Origin of the sequence: Variovorax soli NBRC 106424, from assembly GCF_001591385.1 — a bacterium.
Taxonomy (GTDB): Bacteria; Pseudomonadota; Gammaproteobacteria; order Burkholderiales; family Burkholderiaceae_C; genus Variovorax; species Variovorax soli.
In genome coordinates this window covers 1-21746 of the sequence record NZ_BCUU01000090.1, presented here as the reverse complement: position 1 = coordinate 21746, position 21746 = coordinate 1, and the positions used below count along the sequence as shown (strand labels likewise).

The following is a 21746-nucleotide window of genomic DNA, read 5'->3' as shown; positions in this document are numbered from 1 at the left end:
CCGCGGCCCACCGCGGGTGCCAAGGGCGGCCCGCCGGCGCTCGAGCTCAAGGGCGTGAGCTTCAAGGACGCGGCCGGCGTCACGCGGCTGGACGACGTCACGCTGCAGGTGCGGCGGGGCGAAGTGGTCGGCATTGCCGGCGTCGAAGGCAACGGCCAGAGCGAGCTGGGCGCGATCCTGGCCGGCCTGGAGCGCGCCAGCGCAGGCAGCATCGTGGTCGACGGCACGGACCTGACCGCGGCCAGCCCGAGCGAGATCACCGCCACCGGCGTGGGCATCGTGCCCGAGGACCGGCATGCGGTGGCGGTGGTGTCGGAGCTGAGCATTGCGGAGAACATGTTCCTGGGCGCCACGAAGCGCTTCAGCCGCTTCGGCCTGCTCGACCGCGCCGCCATGAAGAAGGAAGCGACCGCGCTGATGCGCGAGTTCGACGTGCGTGCGAGCAATGCCGACGCGCCCATGTCCAGCCTCTCGGGCGGCAACCAGCAGAAGGCGGTGCTCGCCCGCGAGCTGACGCTGTCGCCGCTCAAGCTGCTGCTGGCGGCGCAGCCCACCCGGGGCCTGGACGTGAGCGCGGTGGAGGCGGTGTACAGCCGCATCCAGGCGGCGCGCGACCGCGGCCTGGGCGTGCTGCTGATCTCCAGCGAGCTCAACGAATTGATCGCCGTGTCCGACCGCGTGGCCGTGATGTACCGCGGGCGCATCGTCGGCGAGATGGCGGCCACCGCGGCCAACCGCGAGGCCATCGGTTCCATGATGTCCGGACACGCTTGAGCCACAGGGACACGCACATGAACAGGCAATCCTCCACATTGACCATGCAGCCCGTCCAGTCGCCCGCATCCGGCCCGCGCCGGTTGGCACCGGGCACGCTGCTCAAGATCGCCGTGCCGGTGGTCGCGACGGCCGCGGCGCTGCTCATCGGCTTGCTCATCATCGCCACCACGGGCAGCTCGGTGCGCGACGCCATGGAAGCCTTCTGGGACGGCATGGCGGGCAGCGGCTTCAACGTCGGCGCTTCCATCAACCGGGCCATCAGCCTGGGCTTCGTCGGGCTGGGCTTCATCTTCGCCAACCGGGCCAACCTCACCAACGTGGGCGGCGAGGGGCAGCTGGCCATCGGCGGGATGATCGCCACCGCGGTCGCGCTGCACGGCGCGGCGAGCCTGCCCTTCGGCCTGGCCTTCGTGCTGCCGCTGGTGGCGGGCGCGGTCGCCGGCGCGCTGTGGGGCGGGGTCGCCGGCTGGCTCAAGGCCTGGCGCGGCACCAACGAGGTCATCACCACGCTGCTGCTCACCTTCATCGCGCTGCCGGTGGTGTACTGGTCGGTCGAGTCGGTGCGCCTCTTGCGCAAGCCGATGACCGAGGTGTCGTCGCTGCCCGAGTCGGCCGAGATCGCGGCGCAGACGCAGCTGCCCATGCTGTTCCCCGACGACCCCACCTCGCCCATGCACATCGGCCTGCTGCTGTTCGTGGCGGCGGTGGCCGTCATCTGGGTGCTGCTGGGGCGCAGCGCGCTGGGGCTGAAGCTGCGCGCCGTGGGCCTGAACGATTCGGCCTCGCGCCGCGCCGGCATCCAGACCGGGCGCCTGGTCATCGTGGCCATGGCGGTGGCCGGCGGGCTGGGCGGCCTGGCGGGCGCGGTGCTCATCCAGGGGCAGAACCACTACCTCACCAACGACTTCTCGTCGGGCTACGGCTTCGATGGGCTGGTGGTGGGGCTGCTGTCGCGCGGCTCGCCGCTGGGCGTGGTGGTGGGGGCGCTGCTGTTCGGGTTCCTGCGCTCGGGAAGCATCGCGATGGAGATCAGCGCGCAGGTGCCGGCCGCCGTGGTGCTGATCTGCCAGGGCCTGATCGTGATTGCCGTGGCCGGTTCCACCTGGCTGGTCGACAAGAAAGCGGGAAGAAAATGACCGAAGACCAACTCGCCGTTTTCATCGGCTCGGGCCTGCGCCTGGCCATGCCCATCCTGCTCGCGGGCTCGGGCGAGCTGCTGAGCCAGCGCGCCGGCGTGCTCAACCTGAGCCTGGACGGCATGATGCTCACCGCCGCCTTTGCCGCTGCGCTGGCCGCATGGCTCACCAAGTCGCCCATGGTGGGGCTGCTGGTGGGCGTCATGGCCAGCCTGGTGTTCGCCTTCTTCCAGGCGATTCTCAGCGTCACGCTGCGCGCCAACCAGTTGGTGGTGGGTATCGGCTTCAACATCCTTGCGTTGGGGGCCACCACCTTCTTGTACCGGGAGATCTTCGGGCCGCTGTCGCGCGACACCATCCCCGGCTTCGGCAAGGTGGCGGTGCCGGGCCTCTCCGACATCCCGGTGATCGGCCCCGCGCTGTTCAACCAGACCGGGCTCACCTACCTCGCCTTCGGCCTGGTGGTGCTGACCTGGGCGCTGCTGAAGTACACCTCGTTCGGGCTGGCGGTGCGCGCCGTGGGCGAGGACCCGCGCGCGGCCGACCAGGCGGGCATCAACGTCACCCGCACCCGCTACCTGGGCGTGCTGTATGCCGGCGCGCTGGCCGGCCTGGGCGGCGCCTTCATGTCGGTGGCCGACAGCAACACCTTCACCGAGGGCATGACCAAGGGCGCCGGCTACCTGGCCATCACCGCCGTGATCTTCGGCGGCTGGAACCCGTGGAAGACGCTGGCCGCCTGCCTGCTGTTCGGCTTCGCGACGGCGCTGCAGTTCCTGGTGCCCACGATGAAGCTGGACGTGCCGGTGGCGCTCCTGCTGATGCTGCCCTACGTGCTGGCGCTGTTCGCGGTGGCGGGTTTTGTCGGCACCAGCCGCCAGCCTTCCGCGCTCACGCTGGCCTTCAGGCGCGGCGGCTAGGCCGCCCATCTTTTTCGACCATCACAACGATTTCAACGCGGAGACAACAAGCATGAGCACGAACGCATCCCTTCCGTCGCAAGCCGCCAGCGAGCAGCTGTTCGAGCTGGGCTCGGGCGGCGCCAACTACAAGTGGCGCGTGAACGCCGCGCATGTGGACATGTCGGCGCCAGGCCCGGCTCCGCTGCCGCTCACTTTCCATGCGGAGCCGCAGACGGTGACCATCGACCTGCGCCGCAGCGCGCTGATCGTCATCGACATGCAGAACGACTTCTGCGCCGAGCGCGGCTGGGTCGACCACCTGGGCGTGGACTACACGCCCGACCGCGCCCCCATCGGCCCGCTGCAGCGGCTCATGCCGCAGCTGCGCGCGGCCGGCGTGCCGGTCATCTGGGTGAACTGGGGCAACCGGCCCGACCTGAAGAACATGCCGCCCAACCAGCTGCACCTGTACAAGCCGCACGGCGTGGGCATCGGCCTGGGCGAGGCGCTGCCGGGCCACGGCGCCAAGGTGCTGGAAAAGGACAGCTGGGCCGCCGCCGTGGTGGACGAGCTGGAAAAGCACCCCGACGACATCTGCGTCGACAAGTACCGCATCAGCGGCTTCTGGGACACGCCGCTGGACAGCATCCTGCGCAACATGGGCATCAGGAGCCTGCTGTTCGCCGGCGTCAACACCGACCAGTGCGTGATGTGCTCGCTGCAGGACGCCAACTTCCTCGGCTACGGCTGCGTGATGCTGGAAGACTGCTGCGCCACCACCTCGCCCGACTTCTGCTCGCAAGCCACCGTGTGGAACGTGAAGAAGTGCTTCGGCTTCGTCAGCAACTCCGAGCACGTGATCAACGCACTGCGCACCCGCCAGGAGTGAGCGGCATGGCGGCGCAAGTTCAGGACCATCTGGCGCATCCGGGCGCGGACCTGCTGTCGGCGGCCGAGCGCGGCGACGCCCGCGCGGTGGAGCGCCTGCTCAAGGGCGGCGCCCCGCTCGACTGGCAGGACGCGCGCGGGCGCACCGCGCTCATGGCGGCCACGCAGGCCAACCACGTGGCGATTGCGCAGCGCCTGATCCAGGCCGGCAGCGACGTCAACCAGCGCGACGAGACCATGCTCTCGCCCTACCTGTGCGCGGGCGCCAACGGCTTCGACGCGATCTTCCGCGCCACCATGGACGGCGGCGCCGACCTGCGCAGCCTGAACCGCTTCGGCGCCAGCCCGCTGCTGCCGGCCGCCGAGAAGGGCTACCTGCGCACGGTGCAGCTGTGCCTGGACGCGGGCCTCCCGGTGGACCACGTCAACGGCCTCGGCTGGACGCCGCTGCTGGAGGCGGTGATCCTGGGCGACGGCGGGCGGCTCTTCGCCGACGTGGTGGCCACGCTGGTGGCCGCCGGCGCCGACATCCACCTGCGCGACCGCGCCGGCCGCTCGGCCATCTGGCATGCCGAGGCGCAGCACCAGGACGTGGTGCTGCACATCTGCGTGGCCGGCGCGCATCCGCCCGGGCCGCCGCCGCTGGAGCGGGTGCGCGAGCTGATCCGCCGCCAGTCCTACGCCGCCGCGCTCGACATGCTGGGCGACGGCGGCGCCTTCGACGGCGACCCGCTCGACCTGCACTACTACCGCGGCTACCTGCTGGGCGAGATGGGCCGCCACGAAGACGCCATTGCGCAGTACCGCGAGGCGCTGGACGGCGAGCCCAAGGCCATCGAGTTCCATTCGTACATTGCCCAGTGCCTGCGGCGTCTGCGGCATGCGGACGACGCGCTGCGCGAGTTCGACGCCGCCATTGCGCTGCAGCCCGGCGCGCCCTTTGCCCGCTATCAGAAGTCGAACTACCTGCGCGAGCTGAACCGGCACGAGCAGGCGGTCGCCGAGATGGAGGTGCTGCTCGCGCAGCAGCCGCGCCGTGCCGACTACTGGTTCCACGCGGCCAACAGCCAGCGCTCGCTGGGGTGGCACGAGAAGGCGCTGTCTTCCATCGAGCAGGCGCTGGCCGTCGACCCCACCAATGCGCTCTTCATCGCGCACCGCGAGCGCTCGCTGGAGCTGCTGCGCGGCCCGGGGCGCGCGGCCTCCAACGCCGGTGCGGTAGCCCACCGGGCCTGAACCACCATGGGCGCCGCGGCAGCACTCCTCACCACCGCACCCGGCGCAAGGGCGCGCGGCGTGGTGGCGCAGACGCGCGCCGCGAGCATCGACACGGGCTTGCTGCAGGCGCTGCACGGCGGCTTCAACGGCCGCGTGCACAGCGTGTTCGAGCGCGTGGTCAATGTCGAGCACGGGGGCAGCGGCGAGATGTTCACGCTGGCCTGCCGCGGCATGGACAACGCGCCCCACACCGCCATCCTGCGCCTGGCCGGCTTCGGCGCATGCGGCATCGCGGGCGGCGACGCGGTGCGGGCCGACGCACAGGGCATCTGGCTCGGCGAGCGCCTGCAGATCATGTTGGCGGATGCAGCGCCGTGGGAGTGCACCCTGCCGGCCTATCCCGCGGACAGCAGCCGCCTGCGCACCAACCTGCGCTGGCTGCAGGCCGAACTCGACCGGCTGGATGCGGCCGGCGGCATGCTGGCGCCGCCACGCGGCGGCAGTGCCTTCGAGGTGGCGGTGGCGGACATGCTCGCCCAGCGCTCCGCCCAACTGGCCGATGCGCTGGCGCGTGGCGACCATGCGGCGGCGCGCGGGCATGCCGTGAGCCTGTTCGGCCTGGGGCCGGGCCTCACGCCCTCGGGCGACGACTTCCTGGTCGGCCTGTTCGCGGTGTTCAACATCGCGGGCAGCCCCTGCCAGGGCTGGCTGGGCGGCGGCGCCGAGGTGCTGGGCAGCGCCGCGCGGGCCACCCATGCCATCAGCCTGGCGGCGCTGCGCCAGGCGGCGCGGGGGCGGGTGCGCGAATCCATCGCGGCCCTCATCGGGCAACTCATGCACGGCACGCCGGGGCACCTGGCGCCGGCATTGCGGCGGGTGCTGGCCATCGGCTCCACGTCGGGTGCGGACATCGTCGCCGGGGTCCGCTGCGGCCTCGAACTCAACATCTCTCACGAAGGAAGGCGCTCATGCCCATCAAGGTGAACGTTCGCAAGAACACGTACTTCGATTCCGTTTCGCTGATGTCGCTGTCGACCAAGGCGAACCAGATCGAAGGGATCGAGCAGGCCGTGGTCGCCATGGGCACGGAAATGAACAAGGGCGTGCTGCGCAACGTCGGCCTGCTCACGCCCGAGGTCGAGGCCGCGGGCAACGGCGACCTGCTGATCGTGGTCAAGGCCGCGAGCGAGGAGCGCAGCGAAAGCGCCATGGCCGAGGTGGAGGCGCTGCTGGACAAGCAGGGCAAGCCCAAGGGCGGCGCCGGCGGCGAGATCCGCTATGCCACGCTGGCCAGTGCCGCCGAGCATGTGGCAGGTGCCAACCTGGCCATCATCTCCGTGCCGGGCGAGTACGCGGCGCGCGAGGCGAGGGCGGCGCTGGAGCGCGACCTGCACGTGCTGCTCTTCAGCGACAACATGAGCGTGGAGGACGAGATCGCGCTGAAGAAGACGGCGCACGACAAGGGCCTGCTGATGATGGGCCCGGACTGCGGCACCGCCATCTTCGGCGGCGTGGGCCTGTGCTTTGCCAACGCGGTGCGCCGGGGCAACATCGGCATCGTGGGTGCATCCGGCACCGGCAGCCAGGAGGTGAGCGTGCGCATCCACGACTTCGGCGGCGGCATCACGCAGCTGATCGGCACCGGCGGGCGCGACCTGAGCGAGGCGGTGGGCGGCATCATGATGCTCGACGGCCTGCGCGCGCTGGCCAACGACCCGGCCACGCAGGTGATCGTGCTGGTCTCCAAGCCGCCGGCCAAGAGCGTGGAAAAGAAGGTGCTGGCGGCGGTGGCCGAATGCGGCAAGCCGGTGGTGGTGTGCTTCCTGGGCGGCACCGAAGAGGCGGTGAAGAAGGCCGGCGGCCATTTCGCCCGCACCACCAAGGAGGCGGCGCTGCAGGCCGTGATCCTGGCCGGCAGGAAGGAGGCCGAGATCAACAAGCGCGCGCTGAACCTGCCGCTCATCGAGGAGGTGCGCGCCAGGCTCGGGCCGAAGCAGCAGTACATCCGCGGCCTGATGTGCGGCGGCACGCTGTGCGAGGAACTATCGCTGCTGGCGCGCGAGAGCTTTCCCACGAGCGTGTACAGCAACATCGCCAAGGACCCGGCGTACCGGCTGGAAGACGTGGGCCGCAGCCGCGAGCACACCTTCATCGACTTTGGCGACGACGACTTCACCCTCGGCCGGCCGCACCCGATGATCGACCCGTCGCTGCGCATCGAGCGGCTGCTGCAGGAGGCGCGCGACCCCTCGGTGGGCGTGATCGTGCTGGACTTCATCCTGGGCTTCGGCTCGCACGAGGACCCGGTGGGCGTCACGCTGCCCGCCATCCTGCAAAGCCAGGCGCTGGCCCGCAGCGAAGGGCGGCACCTCGAGATACTGGCCTACGTGCTCGGCACCGAGGACGACACCCCGTCGCTCAGTGAACAGACCCGAAAGCTGACCGATGCCGGCGTGACGCTTGCCAGCAGCTGCACCAACGCGGGCCTGCTGGCGCGCGGCTTCGTCGCGAAGAAGTGAAGCAAAGAGACAAGACAAGGAAAGGCGAACAGTCATGAGCAGCCGCATTCACCAGTTGTTCGAGGATGGCGTGAGCGTCATCAACGTCGGCATCGACTTCTTCAAGAACGACATCCAGCGCCAGGGCGGCGCCGTGGCCCAGGTCGACTGGCGCCCGCCGGGCGGCGGCAAGCCCGAGGTGATCGCCGCGCTCGACAGGCTGGACGACCCGCAGGTGCAGGCGCGCATTGCCGCGGCCAACGAAGAGGCGGTGCGCCGCATCACCACCTCGCAGCCCATGCTGGTGGGCTTTGCCAAGGCCATCGACGTGGTGCCGGGCATGACCAGGACCACCATCCTGCATTCCGGCCCGCCCATCACCTGGGCGCGCATGAACGGCGCGATGAAGGGTGCGGTGACCGGGGCGCTGGTGTTCGAGGGCCTGGCCAGGGACCTGGACGAGGCCGCCAGGGTGGCCGCCTCGGGCGCCATCACCTTCTCGCCGTGCAACGAGCACCAGTGCGTGGGCTCCATGGCGGGCGTGACCTCGGCCTCCATGTACATGCACGTGGTGCGCAACCGCACCTACGGCAACGTGGCCTACACCAACCTCAGCGAGCAGATGGCCAAGATCCTGCGCATGGGCGCCAACGACGCCAGCGTGATCGAGCGCCTCCACTGGATGCGCGACGTGCTCGGCCCCATCCTGGCCGCGGCCATGGACCGCGCCGGCGAGATCGACCTGCGGCTGATGCTGTCGCAGGCGCTGCACATGGGCGACGAGGCGCACAACCGCAACAACGCCGGCACCTGCCTGCTCATCCAGAAGCTGGCGCCCTTCATCCTGGAGACCGACTTTCCGACGGCGCAAAAGCGCGAGGTGTTCGACTTCGTGGCCAGCAGCGACTATTTCTCGGGCCCCACCTGGATGGTGCTGTGCAAGTGCGCGCTCGACGCGGCGCACGGCATCGAGGGCAGCACGGTGGTCACCACCATGGCGCGCAACGGCGTGGAGTTCGGTATCCGCGTGAGCGGCATGGCCGGCAACACCTGGTTCACCGGGCCGGCGCAGCCGGTGATCGGGCCGATGTTCGCGGGCTACAAGCCGGAGGATTCGGGCCTGGACATTGGCGACAGCGCCATCACCGAGACCTACGGGCTGGGCGGCTTCGCGATGGCGGCGGCGCCGGCCATCGTGGCGCTGATCGGCGGCACGGCGGACGACGCGGTGGCGTATTCGCTGAGCATGGCGGAAATCACCACCACCACCAACCCGAACGTGACCATCCCGCTGCTGGACTTTCGCGGCATTGCCACCGGCATCGACATCCGCAAGGTGGTGCAGACCGGCATCCTGCCGGTGATCAGCACCGCCATCGCGCACAAGGAGCCGGGCATCGGCATGATCGGCGCGGGCATCACGCACCCACCGGCCGAGGCCTTCGAGAAGGCGGTGCTGGCGTTTGCCGCGAAGGTGCGGGCGTGATAGCTTGCCGGCCAGGCATTTCGAGGACAGGACCATGGACAACAGCACACCGTCAGGGCTTTCGCGCCGCGGCTTCATGGGCGGCGCCGGCGCCGGGGGACTGGCGCTTGGGGCCAGCCTGATGGGGCCGCCTGGCCGGGCGGCCGCCGCATCCTTGATCGACGTGAGCAAGGTCACCACGCCGGCCGCCAGCGTGCAGGCCTTGCCGAATGCCTATTACCTGGCCAACGTCCGCCTCGAGACCGGCTTTGTCGAGGAGAAAAAGGCCTGGCTCGACAAGCCGGTCATCACCCGCACCAAGACCGAGCTGAAGACGCTGCGCATCGCCAACGGCGCGGTGGCCGAGATCCTGGACGCGAAGGCGGCGGTGCCGGCGGGCGCAGCGGCGTACGACGCGCAAGGCCAGCTGATGCTGCCGACCTTTCGCGACATGCACATCCACCTGGACAAGAGCTTCTACGGCGGCCCGTGGGAAGCGACGCTGCCCACGCAGCGCGGCCGGGCCGACCGCGTCGCCCAGGAGCAGGAACTGCTGCCCAAGCTTCTTCCGGTGGCCGAGGAACGCACGGCCGCCATGGTCCGCCTCATGCATTCGCAGGGCACCACCGTGTGCCGCAGCCACTGCAATGTCGACCCGGTCAGCAAGCTGGGCAACCTCGAGCACCTGAAGGCGTCGCTCGCGCGCTTCAAGGACACGCTCGAGTCGACCATCATCATCTTTCCGCAGCACGGCCTGCTGGCCTCCGACAGCGTCGGGCTGATGCGCGAGGCGCTGAAGTCGGGCGGCGTCGACTTTGTCGGCGGGGTCGATCCCACCTCGTTCGACCATGCGATGGAGAAGTCGGTCGACACCACGGTGCAGCTGGCGACCGATTTCAACGTCGGCATCGACGTCCACATCCACGAGCCGCGCGAAACCGCCGTGCCTGCGTTCAACCGCTTCATGGACCACATCGAGCGCAACAAGCAGCTGCAAGGCAAGGTGACCTTCAGCCACGCCTACGGCCTGGCCGCGCTTTCCAAGGAAGAGCTGAAGGACTTCGCGGCCCGCATGAAGGCGCTGGACATCACCCTCGCCACCGGCGTTCCGCTGGGCAAGGGCGCCATGCCCCTGCGCGAGCTGCACGAGGCGGGCGTGCGGGTGATCTGCGGCACCGACAGCGTCATGGACTGGTGGAGCTCCTTCGGCAACTGCGACATCCTGCAGAAGGCGCAGGAGATCGCGCGGCTGCAGTACCCCAGCACTGAATACGACCTCAGCCGCACGCTGGGCTATGCCACCGGCTTCGTCACGCCGCTGTCCGACAAGGGCGAGCCCGCGTGGCCCAAGCCTGGGGACGTGGCCAGCTTCAACCTTCTGCCGGCCAGCTGCTCGGCCGAAGCGGTGGCGCGCCTACCGGTGCGCAATGCCGTGTTTCACAAGGGCCGGCTGGTGCACGGCGCGGTGCCGAAGGCCGTTTGAGCCGGCTTCGCGTTCAAGGCGAGCGGCGCTCGTTCGCCTGCATGAACGCCTGCAGCTGCGCCTTCCAGAACCGCGCCATGCCGGTCGTGCCGTGCCCGCGGGTTTCCTCGCTCGCCGGGATCAGGTAGAGGCGCCCGTTCTTCACCCGCTTGAGTTCTCGCTCCATGATGCCGAACTCGGGCGGGTTGCGTTCGTCGTCGGCCGCGTTGATCGCCAGCAGCGCGGCGCGGATGCGCTCCAGGCCTGGCGAGGCGTTGTAGTCGCGCGAGGAGTCCCACTGGTAGAGGAAGTCGTTCGCGTCGGCCGTGAAGGGCGCATTCATGCGCTGCTCCACCAGCTTGTCGGCGGCCTCGCGGTTGGGCGCCTGCTTCTGGTAGGCGAGCGAGCCGCCATTGGTGGTGATGCCGAAGAACACGTTCGCATAGCGCACCGCCTTCGGCTGCGTCGTGTAGTTGCCGGCGTTGTAGTCGGGGTCGTTGCGAATCGAGTCGATCAGCATCCGCCGCGTCATCCAGTTGCGCCCGGCCATCTCGGTGGGCTGGCAGGCCATGGGCACCAGCGCGTCCATGGCGTCGGGGTACTTCACGCCCCACAGCCAGGTGTGCATGCCGCCCATCGAGTTGCCGATCACCAGGCGCAAGCGCTTGATGCCCAGGCCTTCGGTGACGAGGCGGTACTGCGCCGCCACCATGTCGTCGTAGTTGTAGCGCGGGAACCTCGCACGCTGGCCATCCGAGGGCTTGGCGGACTTGCCGTGGCCGATCGCGTCGGGAAGGATGATGAAGTAGCGGCGTGCATCCAGCGGCTGGCCGGCACCGAACAGCTCGCCGGCGAACTGCGGGTTGAGCATCGATGCCCCCGAGCCCGTGGTGCCGTGCAGCACCAGCACCGGCTCGCCCGACGGATCGCCGATGGTGGTGTAGTGGATGCGCATCTCTTCCATCGTCTCGCCGGTGGCGAAGCGGAAATTGCGCGCGGTCCAGTCGGCTTCCTTCGGGGCGGGGTAGTCGGCGGCAATGGCCAAGGTAGATGCCAGGGCCGATGCCAGGGCGAGCGCCAGGCCGGCGAGCGTCTTTCGGAATTCCATGGTTGTCTCCTTGTGTCGGAACGCGGGGCGCAGCTTAGCGCGGTATTCGCCGGCGTTGCGCGCTTTCGTCGCCACATGCGTTGTCCACCTTGGCGCTGCCCAGCACCTCCAGGCCCCCGAGTTGCCGTTTTGCGCCAGCAGCTCGCTGCCGCTCGGCGCCGCCGGTAATGTGCTGAAGAACAGGCTCAGGGAGATGTTTGCGGGGGATGTCCTGCCTGCTGCGGCCGTGGAGGGTTCGTCATAGCACCATGGTCGTATATCCCGGCCGCGACGCGAAACGCGACACTCGCTCGCGATATTCGATCACGCAAGGGACCCGAACATGACCACCAAGTTTCTGACCGGCATGGCCACCGCAACCCTGATGCTCGGTGTTGCCTTCGCCCAGGACAAGACGCCGGGCTACAACTACAAGATTCCAGAGAAGGTCATGACCCCCGACAGGGTCGAGACCCGACTGGGCACGCTGCGCTTCTTCGATGGCTTGCCCGATGCGCAAACCGTCGCCAAGCTCTACGACAACCTCGACCTGATGCGCGGCGTGGAGACCTTCCTGAACGGCATCCCGGCGACTTCGGTCGAGGGCCTGCGGCGCGGCCAGCTTGAAATGGGCGCAAATGCCTCGCACAAGGCACTGATCTTCGACAAGCTGCTGGATTCGGCGCCGCTGATGCTGACCGGCAATACGGACACGGTCTACTGCTCGGTCTTCCTCGACCTGCAGAAGGACGGCCCGACCGTCGTCGAGATTCCGCCGGGATCTGGCCCGGGCACCGTGAACGACGCCTACTTCCGATTCGTGACCGACATGGGCGCGCCGGGACCGGACCGCGGCAAGGGCGGCAAGTACCTGATCCTGCCCCCGGACTACAAGGGCGACCTCCACCCGCCCGTCGGCGGTATGGAGGCCGTGGTCGATGGGCAGACCTACTTCGTCTCCAGGTCCACCAGCTACGTGAATTGGCTCATCCTGCGTGGGTTCCTGGTGGACGGCAAGCCGGACGCAGCCACCAGGATGTTCGAGGGCAACCTGAAGGTCTATCCGCTGGCCAGCAAGAACACGCCGCCGAAGATGGAGTTCGTCAGCGCCTCGCGCAAGTTCTTCAACACCATCCACGCCAACAACTATGAGTTTTACCAGGAGCTGCACACGGTGATCGACCGGGAGCCGGTGTCGATGCTGGAGCCGGAACTTCGCGGCATTTTTTCCTCCATCGGCATCGAGAAGGGCAAGCCGTTCGCACCGGACGAGCGGATGAAGAAGATCCTGGTCGAAGCCGTCGCCATCGGCAACGCAACGGCGCGTTCCCTGAGCTTCCGCCCGCGCTTTCACGACGCTCGCTACTACCCGGGCAGCGCCTGGATGAAGGCGTTCGTGGGCGGAAGCTACCAATGGCTGGTGGACGAAGGCAAGGGCGGCCGCAACATGGACGCCAGAACCCTGTTCTTCTACCAGGCCACCGTGAACACGCCGGCCATGGTGCTCGAGATGGTGGGGCTTGGCTCGCAGTACGCCTATGCGGCGACGGACAGGAACGGCGCCTACCTCGACGGCAGCAAGGCATACAAGCTGAGGATCCCGGCGAATGCGCCGGCCAAGGACTTCTGGTCGGTGGTGGTGTACGACCCGCAGACCCGCTCCGAACTTCAGACCGGGCAGACCTTTCCGAGCAAGAACAACAGGCGCGACCCATTGGTGGCCAACGCCGATGGGTCCATCGATCTGTATTTCAGCCCGAAGGCGCCCGCCGGCAAGGAGGCGAACTGGATCCAGACCGTGCCGGGCAAGGGGTGGTACACGCTCCTGCGCCTGTACGGCCCGCTTCAGCCCTGGTTCGACAAGACCTGGCGGCCGGGCGAATTCGAATTGGTGGATTGAGTGGCCCGGCATACTGCGGGTCACCGGAACTTTGGGGGCCAGTGACTGCAATGAACTCAAGACTTCCGACCTTCCTGCTGGCGCTCGGCTGCGCGGCAGGGTTGCTTGAACCGCAGCCGTCCCGCGCACAGGCTGCCGATCCCGCATCCGCGCAGAGCCCTGCTGCCGCGCCGGTGTACGAGTCGCACGACAAGGCAGGCCCGGTGTTCTCCGACCGGCCCGCGCCGGGTGCGACCCGCATCGAGCTGACGGCCCCGAACGTGATCGACACGCCACAGCCGGCAGCGCTGCCATCCACGCCGGCTGCGGCGCCGCCGCCTTACCGGTCGCTCGCGATCGCGTCGCCGGCCGGCGGAGCCACCATCCATTCCAACACCGGCAGCTTCCAGGTGGTGGCGCGTGCCGTGCCCTCGCTGCGTGCCGGCGCCGGCGATCGCTTCCAGCTCAAGCTGGACGGGCACGTGCTGGCGCGCGACTACGGCGCCTCCACCATCCAGCTCAGTGCCTCCGACTGGGACGGCGCGGCCGCCGAGAGCACCGCGCATACCCTGCAGCTGGCCGTCATCGACGCCCAGGGAAGTGTGCTGATCGAGTCGGCGCCGGTGACCTTCTACGTGCACCGCGCCGCAGTGGGGCATCACCGCTGAGCGGGCGGGTCGGCAAAGACCTATCGCAGGAGGCCCACGCGCGAGCCTGCAGGGAAGCAGCTCGAACCGTTCTCCGGGCAGATCACGACGTAGGTCCCGCGCTGCCCGCAGCCGGCAAAGCCTAGCGCCGCCAGGAGGGAGGGCAGGATGCGACTGCTGCGCATGGGAGGACTCCTTGTGTACTGTCTTGAATGGCTCGGAAGCGGCCGGCACAGCCGCTTCATCGAGGGGCCGGGACGACCCCGGAGACGTTGCCGTTGTCGTCCACCGTGCAATTGACCGGCCGCGCCTGGCCCGCCGCACTCAGCGTGACGACATAGAAGCCGTCCTGCATGGACTGCTGGTCGCTGGTCGGCGCCACATCCTCGCGCGCCACCTTGTAGTAGCGGGCGACCGCGTCGATGCAGCCGGTGCGCGCGGCTTGCGGCGACAAAAAGCCTGCAAACATGGCCGGCGGCTTGTAGCCGGCGATGGTCGCCGGCGGCGCCGTCGGCGCGCAGGCGACGGCCATCAGGCCGAGGCTTGCGATGAATGATGTCTGTAGTATCCGGGCGTTCACGTTCGGTCCTGTCTAGCTTGCATGGAGGCAAGCGGACATCCAGTTGCTCTCACTGACCATGCGAAAGGCTAGAGGCAAGTGAATCAAGGCGCCACTCATTTCACGCCAGGGCCGCGGGTCCGGTTGCCGCATGTCGCAGCCGCCACTTTGGCCCCGGTGATCTCGGCCACTGCCATTGCCGGCGTGTCCGCGCTGGTCCGGCATTCGTTCGGCGAAAAGATACTGAGGCAGGCCAAGCAGGCTGTCATGCTGGACATCGAACTGCTGGAGGGGCATGAATGCTTCATCCCGCAGGCCACCATGGTCGACTTCCTGTGGGAGGTCGAGCGGCGCTCCGGCGAGATCAACTTCGGCCTGGTCGTCGCGTCGGAGCAATCGCTGTCCGAGTATGGCCTCTGGGGGGAGTACCTCCTGGCCGCCGAGACACTGGGGGGCGCACTTGGGCGAGCCGTCTCTGCGCTGCGCTACCACAGCCGGGGCGACCGGATGCATGTCGCGGTCGAGGCGGGCATCGCGCGGGTCAGCTTCTTCAACGCCATGCGAGGGCGCCCAGGCTATCTGCACGTGGCAAACGGCACCGCATCCGTCATTCTCAGCATGCTGCATGCCTACCTTCCTCCGGACCTCCGTCCGCAATGGGTCGAACTGGACATTCCCCGTCCCGCCACAACGGCGCTCTTCGAGGATGTGTACGGGTGCCCCGTCCGCTTCGACGCCGATGCGGTCACGCTGTGCTTCGACGCGCGCCTGCTGGCCTGCCGCAGCAAGGAGCGCCCGGCCTCGCGCCTGGTCACGATCGAGGATGTGGCCCGCGGTCTCGGGGAAGCGGACCATCTGGACAGTTTCCAGGGGGTGCTCATCGCGCAGATCCGGGCGCAGGTCGTGACCGGAACCGTGTCGATCGACAGCACCGCGCGGGCACTCGACACCAGCGTGCGCACTTTGCAGCGGATGCTTCGGCGCGACTGTGGGGCCGATTTCCGGGAACTGGTCAACGGCGTGCGCATGCAGCGCGCCAAGGAACTGCTGCGCAGCTCCACGGCGTCGATCACCAGGATTGCGACGGACTTCGGCTACTCGAGCCCCGCCAACTTCGCCCGGGCCTTCCGAAAGGCCACGGGATTGGCGCCCCACGAATTTCGGGCGGCCTGCTGACCGTGCGCCAGGCGCCGCGGGCTTCGCATGCCCGCGTCCTGGCGCAAAATGAGTGGTCAGTCGGTCCGCTTCTCTCTAGTCTTCGCACCATAGCGGGGAGCATCCGTGCCGCAGGCCAGCATGAGGGGGCCGATAACTACAAGTGGCCGGTGCATGAAGAGGTGTCTTTGAATTCGATCTTGACCGGAGATCATTCGGCCGCGCATTGGGCCGATGCACGGGCCCCCACCGGCGAACCGCGCGGCATCTCCCGAGCATCCGTCGCCGCTCGATCGCTGGTGACCCGGGGGCAGCCCGCGCAGGCGCGCTCTTTCGGCGAATGGCTGGCCGGGCTGGCCGCGCGGCTGCTGGACCCGTCGGTCCAGGTGTTCGACCAGGTCGTCACGAACGCGCTGTCGCAGTTCCTGGAAATGGCGGGGGTGGACCGTTGCCTGATGATCAGCCTTTCGTCGGGTTCCTTGCGGGCCGTGCGCGCGTGGACGGTCGGCCCCGAGGCATGGCAGGTGCCTGCATCGGTCGCCGACGAGTTCCCCTGGCTTATGGCCACGATCCATGGTGGCCAGCTTGTGGCCATCTCGAGGATGGAAGACCTGCCGGCAGAAGCAGCCATCGACAGGTCGTCGTTCGAAGTCCGCGGAGTCAAGGCGTGCCTGATCCTGCCCCTGGTGGCGACCGGGCAATTGAAAGGTGCGCTCGTCTTCTCGCACCTGAGTCGCGAACGCGAGTGGCCCGACGCGCTGATCCAGTGCACCAGGATCCTGGCGGACGTGGTCGCCGGCGCCCTTGTACACAGGGATACGCGAGAGGAACTGGAAACCGCACTCGGGTTCGAGCGCAAGGCGACCGACATCCTTCGGACCCTGATCGAGGCGCCCCTCGCGCGACAGGACGACGTGGTAGAGGAGGGGCTCGCAGACGTTGCGCGCGCATGCCGAGCCGACAGGGCAACCCTGTGGCAGTTCGTGCGGGCGCAGGGCCTTTTCCAGAAGACGCACCGGTGGCTGGCCGACGGCGTATCCGCACCGCCGGGTGGCCTGCAGATGCCACGGGCCCCGTGGATCGCCGCCCAACTCGAGCGCGGCCTTTGCGTGTGCTTTGCCAGGCATGCCGACCTCCCCCTCGAAGCGGCCACCGATCTGCGCGCGCTGCGCGAGTTGGGCATCGGCGCCGCCATCTTCGTGCCGTTGAAACTATCGGGCTGCGTCGCGGGCGCGCTTTCGGTGGCCACGGTCGGCGCGCGCCCCGCCTGGCCCCGCGAACTGGTGTCGCGCGTGCAGTTCGTCGGCGAGGCCTTTGCACTCGTCCTTGCGCGGCGAGAGTCCGAGCGCCGCGAACGCAGCGCGCAGGCTCACGCCGCCCAGGCGGCTCGCATCCGCAGCATGGGGGTGTTCGCGGCGTCGCTGGTGCATGAGCTGGCCCAGCCGCTGGCCGCCAGCCTCTCCAATGCGCAGACGGCAGTCGAACTGCTCAATGCCCCCGTGCCCGACCTGGACGAACTGCGCGCGACGGTCTCGGACATCGTGGCGGACAGCCGTCGTGGCGGCGAGATGATCCACAAGCTGCGGCGTTTCCTGCGCCAGGGGGAAGCGGATCGCACCGAGTTCGACCTGGGCGCCTTGCTGGCCGAAGCCGTGGGCTCGGTCAAGCCCGAGGCAATGCAAAGAGGTGTCGAGATCGCCCTGCGGGCCTCGCAGCCCCTTCCGGAAATCGTGGGCGACCGGGTCCAGATCCAGCAGGTCCTGGTCAATCTCCTGCTGAACGCGCTGGATGCCGTGGCCGGCCAGGACCCGTGCTCGCGCAAGGTCGAAGTGTGCGCCGGTGCGTCCGAAGCCGGCGTGCGCATCGAGGTCATCGACAGCGGGGCCGGCATGGACCCCTCGACACAGGCGCGGATCTTCCAGCCCTTCTTCACCACCAAGCCGCAAGGCCTGGGGCTGGGCCTGTCGATCAGCCAGACGGTCATCGACAATCATGGGGGCGTGCTGTCGGTGCAGTCGGAAAAAGGCGTGGGTTCCACCTTCCGGGTCGAGTTGCCAGCGCGCCAGGCGGTCATACGGTTCCTGCCTGCTGCGCTGCCGGCGCCGGCCGCCGAAGAGGCGGTGTTCATCATCGACGACGACGATGCCGTGCGCAGGGCGCTGGCGCGCCAGCTGCAGACCCAGGGCTATCGGGTCGAGGCATACGCCAATGCACAGGCCTTCTTCGAGCGCGCGCCGCGGGCCGATGTGGCCTGCATCGTGAGCGACATGCGCATGGCCGGAACGACCGGCCTGGAGCTTCAGGCGAGGCTGGCGCGCTCCGACGTGCGCTGGCCGATCGTGTTCATGAGCGCCGATGCCGACATTCCGACGACCGTGCACGCGATCAAGGCCGGGGCGGTTTCCTTCCTGGCAAAGCCGTTCCAGAGAACGGAGCTGCTTGCCGCCGTCGCCGAAGCCATTGCGAGGAACCGCGTGGACCATCGCGATCGCTGCCGGGATGCTGCCATCCTGGCCCGGCATGCCTCCCTGACGCCGCGCGAGGGGCACGTGTTCAAGCTGGTGTCTGCGGGCCTTCTCAACAAGCTCATCGCCGATCGGCTGGGCATTGCCGAAAGCACGGTGAAGATCCACCGCGCACGAATGATGGAGAAGATGGGCGCCAACTCGGTCGCCGATCTGGTGCGCATGGCCCAGCACGTGTACATCGAGGGCAACGGCGAAGGCGCGCGTCAGGCCTCGAAAGCAGACGCCGGGGCATGAACTCTTCGGGCCGGAGAAGGCCGACTGCAGTCGTGCTGCACCTTGACCACGAAAGCCCGTGGGTCTACGGCGTGCAGGCCCAGTTCATGTTTCCCAAGTAGGGCATCGCGCCCGATCACCGCCCGTCAGGTCATGCGCCGCGCCCAGCCCTGACAAACCTGTAGCACCAAGGTCGGATACCGCGCTTCGACAAGTGCAAGGACAGTCGCACAATGCCTGTCTCGCCTCGCCCGTGCAAGCGCGTACTGCTCGTGGAAGGCGATGCATCGGTGCGCCGGGCGCTCGCGCGGGCCATGCGGCTGGCGGGGTTCGAGGTCGAGGCCTTCGCCACGGTGGAGGCGCTCCTGGCATGCGAAGCGCCGGTGCAGCAGGCGTGCCTGGTGCTCGACGCCGATATGCCCGGGATCGGCACCATCGCGCTCAAGGAGGCGCTGATCGCCGCCGGGCGGGACTGCCCGACGGTCTTCACTACCTCGTACGGCCGCCACGAGCCGAATGCGCGGCTCGCGCGATTCGGCGCCGTCGCCGTGCTCCACAAGCCGTTCAGCTTGGAAGAGCTGTACCGCGCGCTGGAGTGCGCGATGGAGTAGGGCGCATGGGCCTTCCCGTCGGGCCGCCACTCGCGCGAGCGCGTGTGGCGCCTGCCGCACATAGCACCTTGGTCGTATGTGTCGAAGGGCCCGCTGGCAGCACACTCGCACGCACCCCGCATCCACAGCCGGAACAAGTTGGCCGATGCGCATCCCCAAGATCAGCGAGCAACTCCCAAGATGACGAATCCGACCCGCGACAACATCGCCAGCGCGACTGCCCCGATGCGCGGCAGGCGCGTTCCGGCTGGTCCTGCCGCCGCCTGGCGAGCCTTGGCACTGGCCGCGCTGCTCGCCCCGGCCGCGGCCGCCGCACAGTCGCAGACGCCGCAGGACGCCGGCGCCTGGCGCTACGGCCTGTCGGTCTACGGCTACTTCCCAAGCCTCTCGGGTGCCGCCAGTACGCCCACCTCGGCCGGCGGACCCACCATCGACGTGAACGCGGACAAGATCATCGACGCCTTGAAGTTCACCTTCATGGCCAGCTTCGATGCCAACAACGGCCGCTACGGCTTGTTCACCGACCTCATGTACCTGGACCTCGGCGAGAGCAAGCAGGGCACCCGCGACTTCACGATCAACCGCGCGCCCATCTCGGGGAGCACCTCGGCCGACCTCGACTGGGACCTGAAGGGCACGCTGTGGACCCTGGCAGGCTACTACCGCGTGCCCACCGACCAGCGCTTCACGCTGGACGTGCTGGGCGGTGCACGCATGTTCAATCTCAAGCCCAAGCTGGGTTGGAACATCAACGGCGAACTGGACGGCATCGCCAGCACCTCCCGCAGCGGCCAGGCGAGCCAGAGCGAAACGCTGTGGGACGCCGTGGTGGGCGCCAAGGGGCGCGTGGCGCTGGACAGCGCACAGCGCTGGAGCATGCCCTACTACGTCGACGTCGGCACCGGCCAGTCCAGGCTCACGTGGCAGGCCGCGCTGGGCGTGAGCTACGCCTTCTCGTGGGGCGAGCTCGCCGGCATGTGGCGCTACATCTCCTACGACATGAAGTCGGGCTCGATGGTCCAGGACCTGAGCTTCAACGGACCCATGGTCGGGGCCACTTTCCGCTGGTGACCTGGGCACGCGGCGTTCATTTCAACCACGATGGAGGATTTAGATGAAGACGAACAAGCTCATCCTGGCCCTTTGCGCCGCGGCGCTGGCAGCGGGCTGCGTGACGCAGAAGACTTACAACACCGAGGTGCAGAGGGCAGATGCCTACGCGGCCCTGAACCAGAAGCTGTCGAGCGAGCTGAGTGCCTCCCAGGCCCAGGTGACCCAGCTGCAGAACGAGCTGAAGGTGACCATGGTCAACGAGATTCTCTTCCCCGAAGGCGGATGGACGCTCAGCCGCAAGGGCGAGGAAACGCTGGCGAAGATCGCGCCGACGTTGTCGAACCTGCCCGGCCAGCAGGTCATCGTGCAGGGGTTCACCGACGACGAGCCCATCGGGCCGTCCCTGAGGTCGCGCTTCCCGTCCAACCTCGAGCTTTCGTCGGCACGGGCGGACAACGTCGTGCACTACCTGACCTCCAAGGGCGTGCCGCAGGCTTCCATCTCGGCGCAAGGCTTCGGCGAAGCGCGGCCGGTGGCCAGCAACACGACGCGCGAGGGCAAGGCGAAGAACCGCCGCGTCGAGATCGTCATCTCGGCGGCCAGCCGGCCGTAGCGGCATGCCGATTCGCCCCACAGCGCAAGGACTTGCCATGATCCATCGAAAGCTCTTCCTACTCTTTGCCAGCCTGGTGCTGCCGCTTTGCGCGCAGCAAGCGCTTGCGCAGCCTGCGGGTATCGACCCGGAGGCCACGCGGCTGCTGCGGCGCTCCATGGAGTACCTCGGCTCCCTCCAGCGCTTCAGCGTGGAGAGCGACAACACGCTGGAGGTGGTCCTGACCTCCGGCCAGAAGCTGGAATTCGACAGTGCCGCCCGGACGACGGTTCGAAGGCCGGACCGGCTGCGCGCGGAGAGAATGGGCGACAGCCAGCGCCAGGTGCTCTACTACGACGGCGCGTCGCTGACGGTCTCGATGCCCAGCACGCAGCACTATGCAACGGTGCCGGCACCCACCACGCTGGATGCGGCACTCGACTTCGCCCGCGAGCAGGTGAACCTCGTCGCGCCGGCGTCGGACCTGCTGGCCTCCAATGCGTACGAGCGCCTGACGCAGGACCTGCAGGCAGCCTTCATCGTCGGGCCCAGCCTCGTCGCCGGGCAGAAGGCAACGCAGCTCGCCTTGCGCGGTCCCGATGTCGACCTGCAGGTGTGGGTGAAGGACGGCGACCAGCCGCTTCCGCTGAAGTACGTCATCACCACGAAGTCGATGGCGAGCATGCCCACGTTCGCGGTGACCTTGAGGAAATGGAACCTCGAGCCCAAGGTGCCCGAGTCATTCTTCCGCTACACGGCGCCCCCGAACTCGCAGAAGGTCGACATCCTGCCCGTCAGTGCGACCGCGGCTGCACCCAGGAAGTAGGAGTACCCCATGAAGCCTTCCCTCAAAGCCCTGTTGCTGACTGCCGTGGCGGCGGGCGCGTGGATGCTGGACCCGCACGCGGGCCCCGCCAGCTTCAGGCTGGTGTCCACTGCCGATGCGCTCATCGGCATGCCCATGACGCCCCTGAGCTTCGCAGGCGTCGCGCGCAGGTCCGCCTACCGCGAGGTCGAGTTCGCAAGAACAGCCGCGGTTGCGACGACCGCCGCCGCGGCCACGGCGGCAGCCGCCA

General features: G+C 68.4%; 20 protein-coding genes. 18 read left to right on the top strand and 2 right to left on the bottom strand.

The features are described 5' to 3' along the window. From VSO01S_RS20975 to VSO01S_RS20935, 9 genes are all read left to right on the top strand, one after another. On the top strand, positions 1-774 hold a 774-nt coding region (locus tag VSO01S_RS20975; protein ID WP_153305352.1), incomplete at its 5' end, for an ATP-binding cassette domain-containing protein. A 17-nt stretch (positions 775-791) separates the two neighbouring features. Continuing rightward, on the top strand, positions 792-1913 hold the full coding sequence (locus VSO01S_RS20970; RefSeq protein ID WP_245684277.1) for an ABC transporter permease: 1122 nt from the start codon (positions 792-794) through the stop codon (positions 1911-1913). After that, positions 1910-2833, top strand: coding sequence for an ABC transporter permease (locus VSO01S_RS20965; RefSeq protein WP_068644747.1), 924 nt, complete (start codon positions 1910-1912; stop codon positions 2831-2833). Before VSO01S_RS20970 ends, VSO01S_RS20965 begins: the two co-directional genes overlap by 4 nt. Before the next feature lie 52 nt (positions 2834-2885). Beyond that, positions 2886-3704 (top strand): cysteine hydrolase family protein, encoded by an 819-nt coding sequence (locus VSO01S_RS20960; RefSeq protein WP_084242013.1) that lies wholly within the window; start codon positions 2886-2888, stop codon positions 3702-3704. Between the two features lie 5 nt (positions 3705-3709). After that, positions 3710-4939, top strand: a complete 1230-nt coding sequence (locus VSO01S_RS20955; protein ID WP_068644746.1) for an ankyrin repeat domain-containing protein — start codon at positions 3710-3712, stop codon at positions 4937-4939. A 6-nt stretch (positions 4940-4945) separates the two neighbouring features. Next, positions 4946-5905: an oxamate carbamoyltransferase subunit AllH family protein gene (locus VSO01S_RS20950; protein WP_068644745.1), complete on the top strand. Its 960-nt coding sequence runs from the start codon at positions 4946-4948 to the stop codon at positions 5903-5905. Next, a complete protein-coding gene (gene fdrA, locus VSO01S_RS20945; protein ID WP_068644744.1) occupies positions 5890-7440 on the top strand; it encodes an acyl-CoA synthetase FdrA in 1551 nt (516 codons plus the stop codon). Before VSO01S_RS20950 ends, fdrA begins: the two co-directional genes overlap by 16 nt. Positions 7441-7474: 34 nt before the next feature. Next, positions 7475-8905: a YlbE family protein gene (locus VSO01S_RS20940; protein ID WP_068644743.1), complete on the top strand. Its 1431-nt coding sequence runs from the start codon at positions 7475-7477 to the stop codon at positions 8903-8905. Positions 8906-8939: 34 nt separating this feature from the next. Next, a complete protein-coding gene (locus VSO01S_RS20935) occupies positions 8940-10367 on the top strand; it encodes an amidohydrolase (RefSeq protein ID WP_068644742.1) in 1428 nt (475 codons plus the stop codon). A gap of 13 nt (positions 10368-10380) precedes the next feature. On the opposite strand, the gene VSO01S_RS20930 is transcribed toward VSO01S_RS20935, so the two are convergent. Continuing rightward, on the bottom strand, positions 10381-11454 hold the full coding sequence (locus VSO01S_RS20930) for an alpha/beta fold hydrolase (RefSeq protein ID WP_068644741.1): 1074 nt from the start codon (positions 11452-11454) through the stop codon (positions 10381-10383). A gap of 322 nt (positions 11455-11776) precedes the next feature. Between VSO01S_RS20930 and VSO01S_RS20920 the strand changes: the two genes are divergently transcribed. Both VSO01S_RS20920 and VSO01S_RS20915 read left to right on the top strand, forming a co-directional pair. Beyond that, complete coding sequence (locus tag VSO01S_RS20920) at positions 11777-13333, top strand: DUF1254 domain-containing protein (protein WP_068644739.1); 1557 nt, start codon at positions 11777-11779, stop codon at positions 13331-13333. Between the two features lie 50 nt (positions 13334-13383). Beyond that, positions 13384-13980 carry a hypothetical protein gene (locus VSO01S_RS20915; protein ID WP_153305351.1) on the top strand — a complete coding sequence of 199 codons (597 nt, stop codon included), beginning with the start codon at positions 13384-13386 and terminating at the stop codon, positions 13978-13980. 220 nt (positions 13981-14200) lie between these two features. Here the strand turns inward: VSO01S_RS20915 and VSO01S_RS20910 are convergent, their stop codons facing one another. Continuing rightward, positions 14201-14491 (bottom strand): hypothetical protein, encoded by a 291-nt coding sequence (locus VSO01S_RS20910; protein ID WP_068644737.1) that lies wholly within the window; start codon positions 14489-14491, stop codon positions 14201-14203. Between the two features lie 126 nt (positions 14492-14617). Between VSO01S_RS20910 and VSO01S_RS20905 the strand changes: the two genes are divergently transcribed. The 7 genes from VSO01S_RS20905 to VSO01S_RS27760 form a co-directional block, all read left to right on the top strand. After that, on the top strand, positions 14618-15694 hold the full coding sequence (locus VSO01S_RS20905) for a helix-turn-helix transcriptional regulator (RefSeq protein WP_153305350.1): 1077 nt from the start codon (positions 14618-14620) through the stop codon (positions 15692-15694). A gap of 179 nt (positions 15695-15873) precedes the next feature. Next, on the top strand, positions 15874-18435 hold the full coding sequence (locus VSO01S_RS20900; protein ID WP_153305349.1) for a response regulator: 2562 nt from the start codon (positions 15874-15876) through the stop codon (positions 18433-18435). 251 nt (positions 18436-18686) lie between these two features. Then, positions 18687-19025 carry a response regulator gene (locus tag VSO01S_RS20895; protein WP_218002370.1) on the top strand — a complete coding sequence of 113 codons (339 nt, stop codon included), beginning with the start codon at positions 18687-18689 and terminating at the stop codon, positions 19023-19025. A gap of 180 nt (positions 19026-19205) precedes the next feature. Further along, the gene (locus VSO01S_RS20890; RefSeq protein ID WP_153305348.1) at positions 19206-20096 is read left to right on the top strand and encodes a hypothetical protein; all 891 of its coding nucleotides are present in this window, start codon (positions 19206-19208) and stop codon (positions 20094-20096) included. Positions 20097-20139: 43 nt separating this feature from the next. Further along, complete coding sequence (locus VSO01S_RS20885; RefSeq protein WP_068644732.1) at positions 20140-20691, top strand: OmpA/MotB family protein; 552 nt, start codon at positions 20140-20142, stop codon at positions 20689-20691. A gap of 37 nt (positions 20692-20728) precedes the next feature. Continuing rightward, positions 20729-21496 (top strand): DUF2092 domain-containing protein, encoded by a 768-nt coding sequence (locus tag VSO01S_RS20880; protein ID WP_068644731.1) that lies wholly within the window; start codon positions 20729-20731, stop codon positions 21494-21496. A 9-nt stretch (positions 21497-21505) separates the two neighbouring features. Continuing rightward, on the top strand, positions 21506-21746 hold a 241-nt coding region (locus VSO01S_RS27760; protein ID WP_068644730.1), incomplete at its 3' end, for a hypothetical protein.

Excerpts from the sequence above, each read along its gene's own strand:
- VSO01S_RS20915 (WP_153305351.1), top strand. The coding sequence starts at position 13,384 with ATGAACTCAAGACTTCCGACCTTCCTGCTGGCGCTCGGCTGCGCGGCA.
- VSO01S_RS20890 (WP_153305348.1), top strand. The coding sequence starts at position 19,206 with ATGACGAATCCGACCCGCGACAACATCGCCAGCGCGACTGCCCCGATG.
- fdrA (WP_068644744.1), top strand. The coding sequence starts at position 5,890 with ATGCCCATCAAGGTGAACGTTCGCAAGAACACGTACTTCGATTCCGTT.
- VSO01S_RS20965 (WP_068644747.1), top strand. The coding sequence starts at position 1,910 with ATGACCGAAGACCAACTCGCCGTTTTCATCGGCTCGGGCCTGCGCCTG.
- VSO01S_RS20950 (WP_068644745.1), top strand. The coding sequence starts at position 4,946 with ATGGGCGCCGCGGCAGCACTCCTCACCACCGCACCCGGCGCAAGGGCG.
- VSO01S_RS20930 (WP_068644741.1), bottom strand. The coding sequence starts at position 11,454 with ATGGAATTCCGAAAGACGCTCGCCGGCCTGGCGCTCGCCCTGGCATCG.
- VSO01S_RS20960 (WP_084242013.1), top strand. The coding sequence starts at position 2,886 with ATGAGCACGAACGCATCCCTTCCGTCGCAAGCCGCCAGCGAGCAGCTG.
- VSO01S_RS20955 (WP_068644746.1), top strand. The coding sequence starts at position 3,710 with ATGGCGGCGCAAGTTCAGGACCATCTGGCGCATCCGGGCGCGGACCTG.
- VSO01S_RS20880 (WP_068644731.1), top strand. The coding sequence starts at position 20,729 with ATGATCCATCGAAAGCTCTTCCTACTCTTTGCCAGCCTGGTGCTGCCG.
- VSO01S_RS20910 (WP_068644737.1), bottom strand. The coding sequence starts at position 14,491 with ATGGCCGTCGCCTGCGCGCCGACGGCGCCGCCGGCGACCATCGCCGGC.
- VSO01S_RS20920 (WP_068644739.1), top strand. The coding sequence starts at position 11,777 with ATGACCACCAAGTTTCTGACCGGCATGGCCACCGCAACCCTGATGCTC.
- VSO01S_RS20940 (WP_068644743.1), top strand. The coding sequence starts at position 7,475 with ATGAGCAGCCGCATTCACCAGTTGTTCGAGGATGGCGTGAGCGTCATC.
- VSO01S_RS20885 (WP_068644732.1), top strand. The coding sequence starts at position 20,140 with ATGAAGACGAACAAGCTCATCCTGGCCCTTTGCGCCGCGGCGCTGGCA.
- VSO01S_RS20935 (WP_068644742.1), top strand. The coding sequence starts at position 8,940 with ATGGACAACAGCACACCGTCAGGGCTTTCGCGCCGCGGCTTCATGGGC.
- VSO01S_RS20970 (WP_245684277.1), top strand. The coding sequence starts at position 792 with ATGAACAGGCAATCCTCCACATTGACCATGCAGCCCGTCCAGTCGCCC.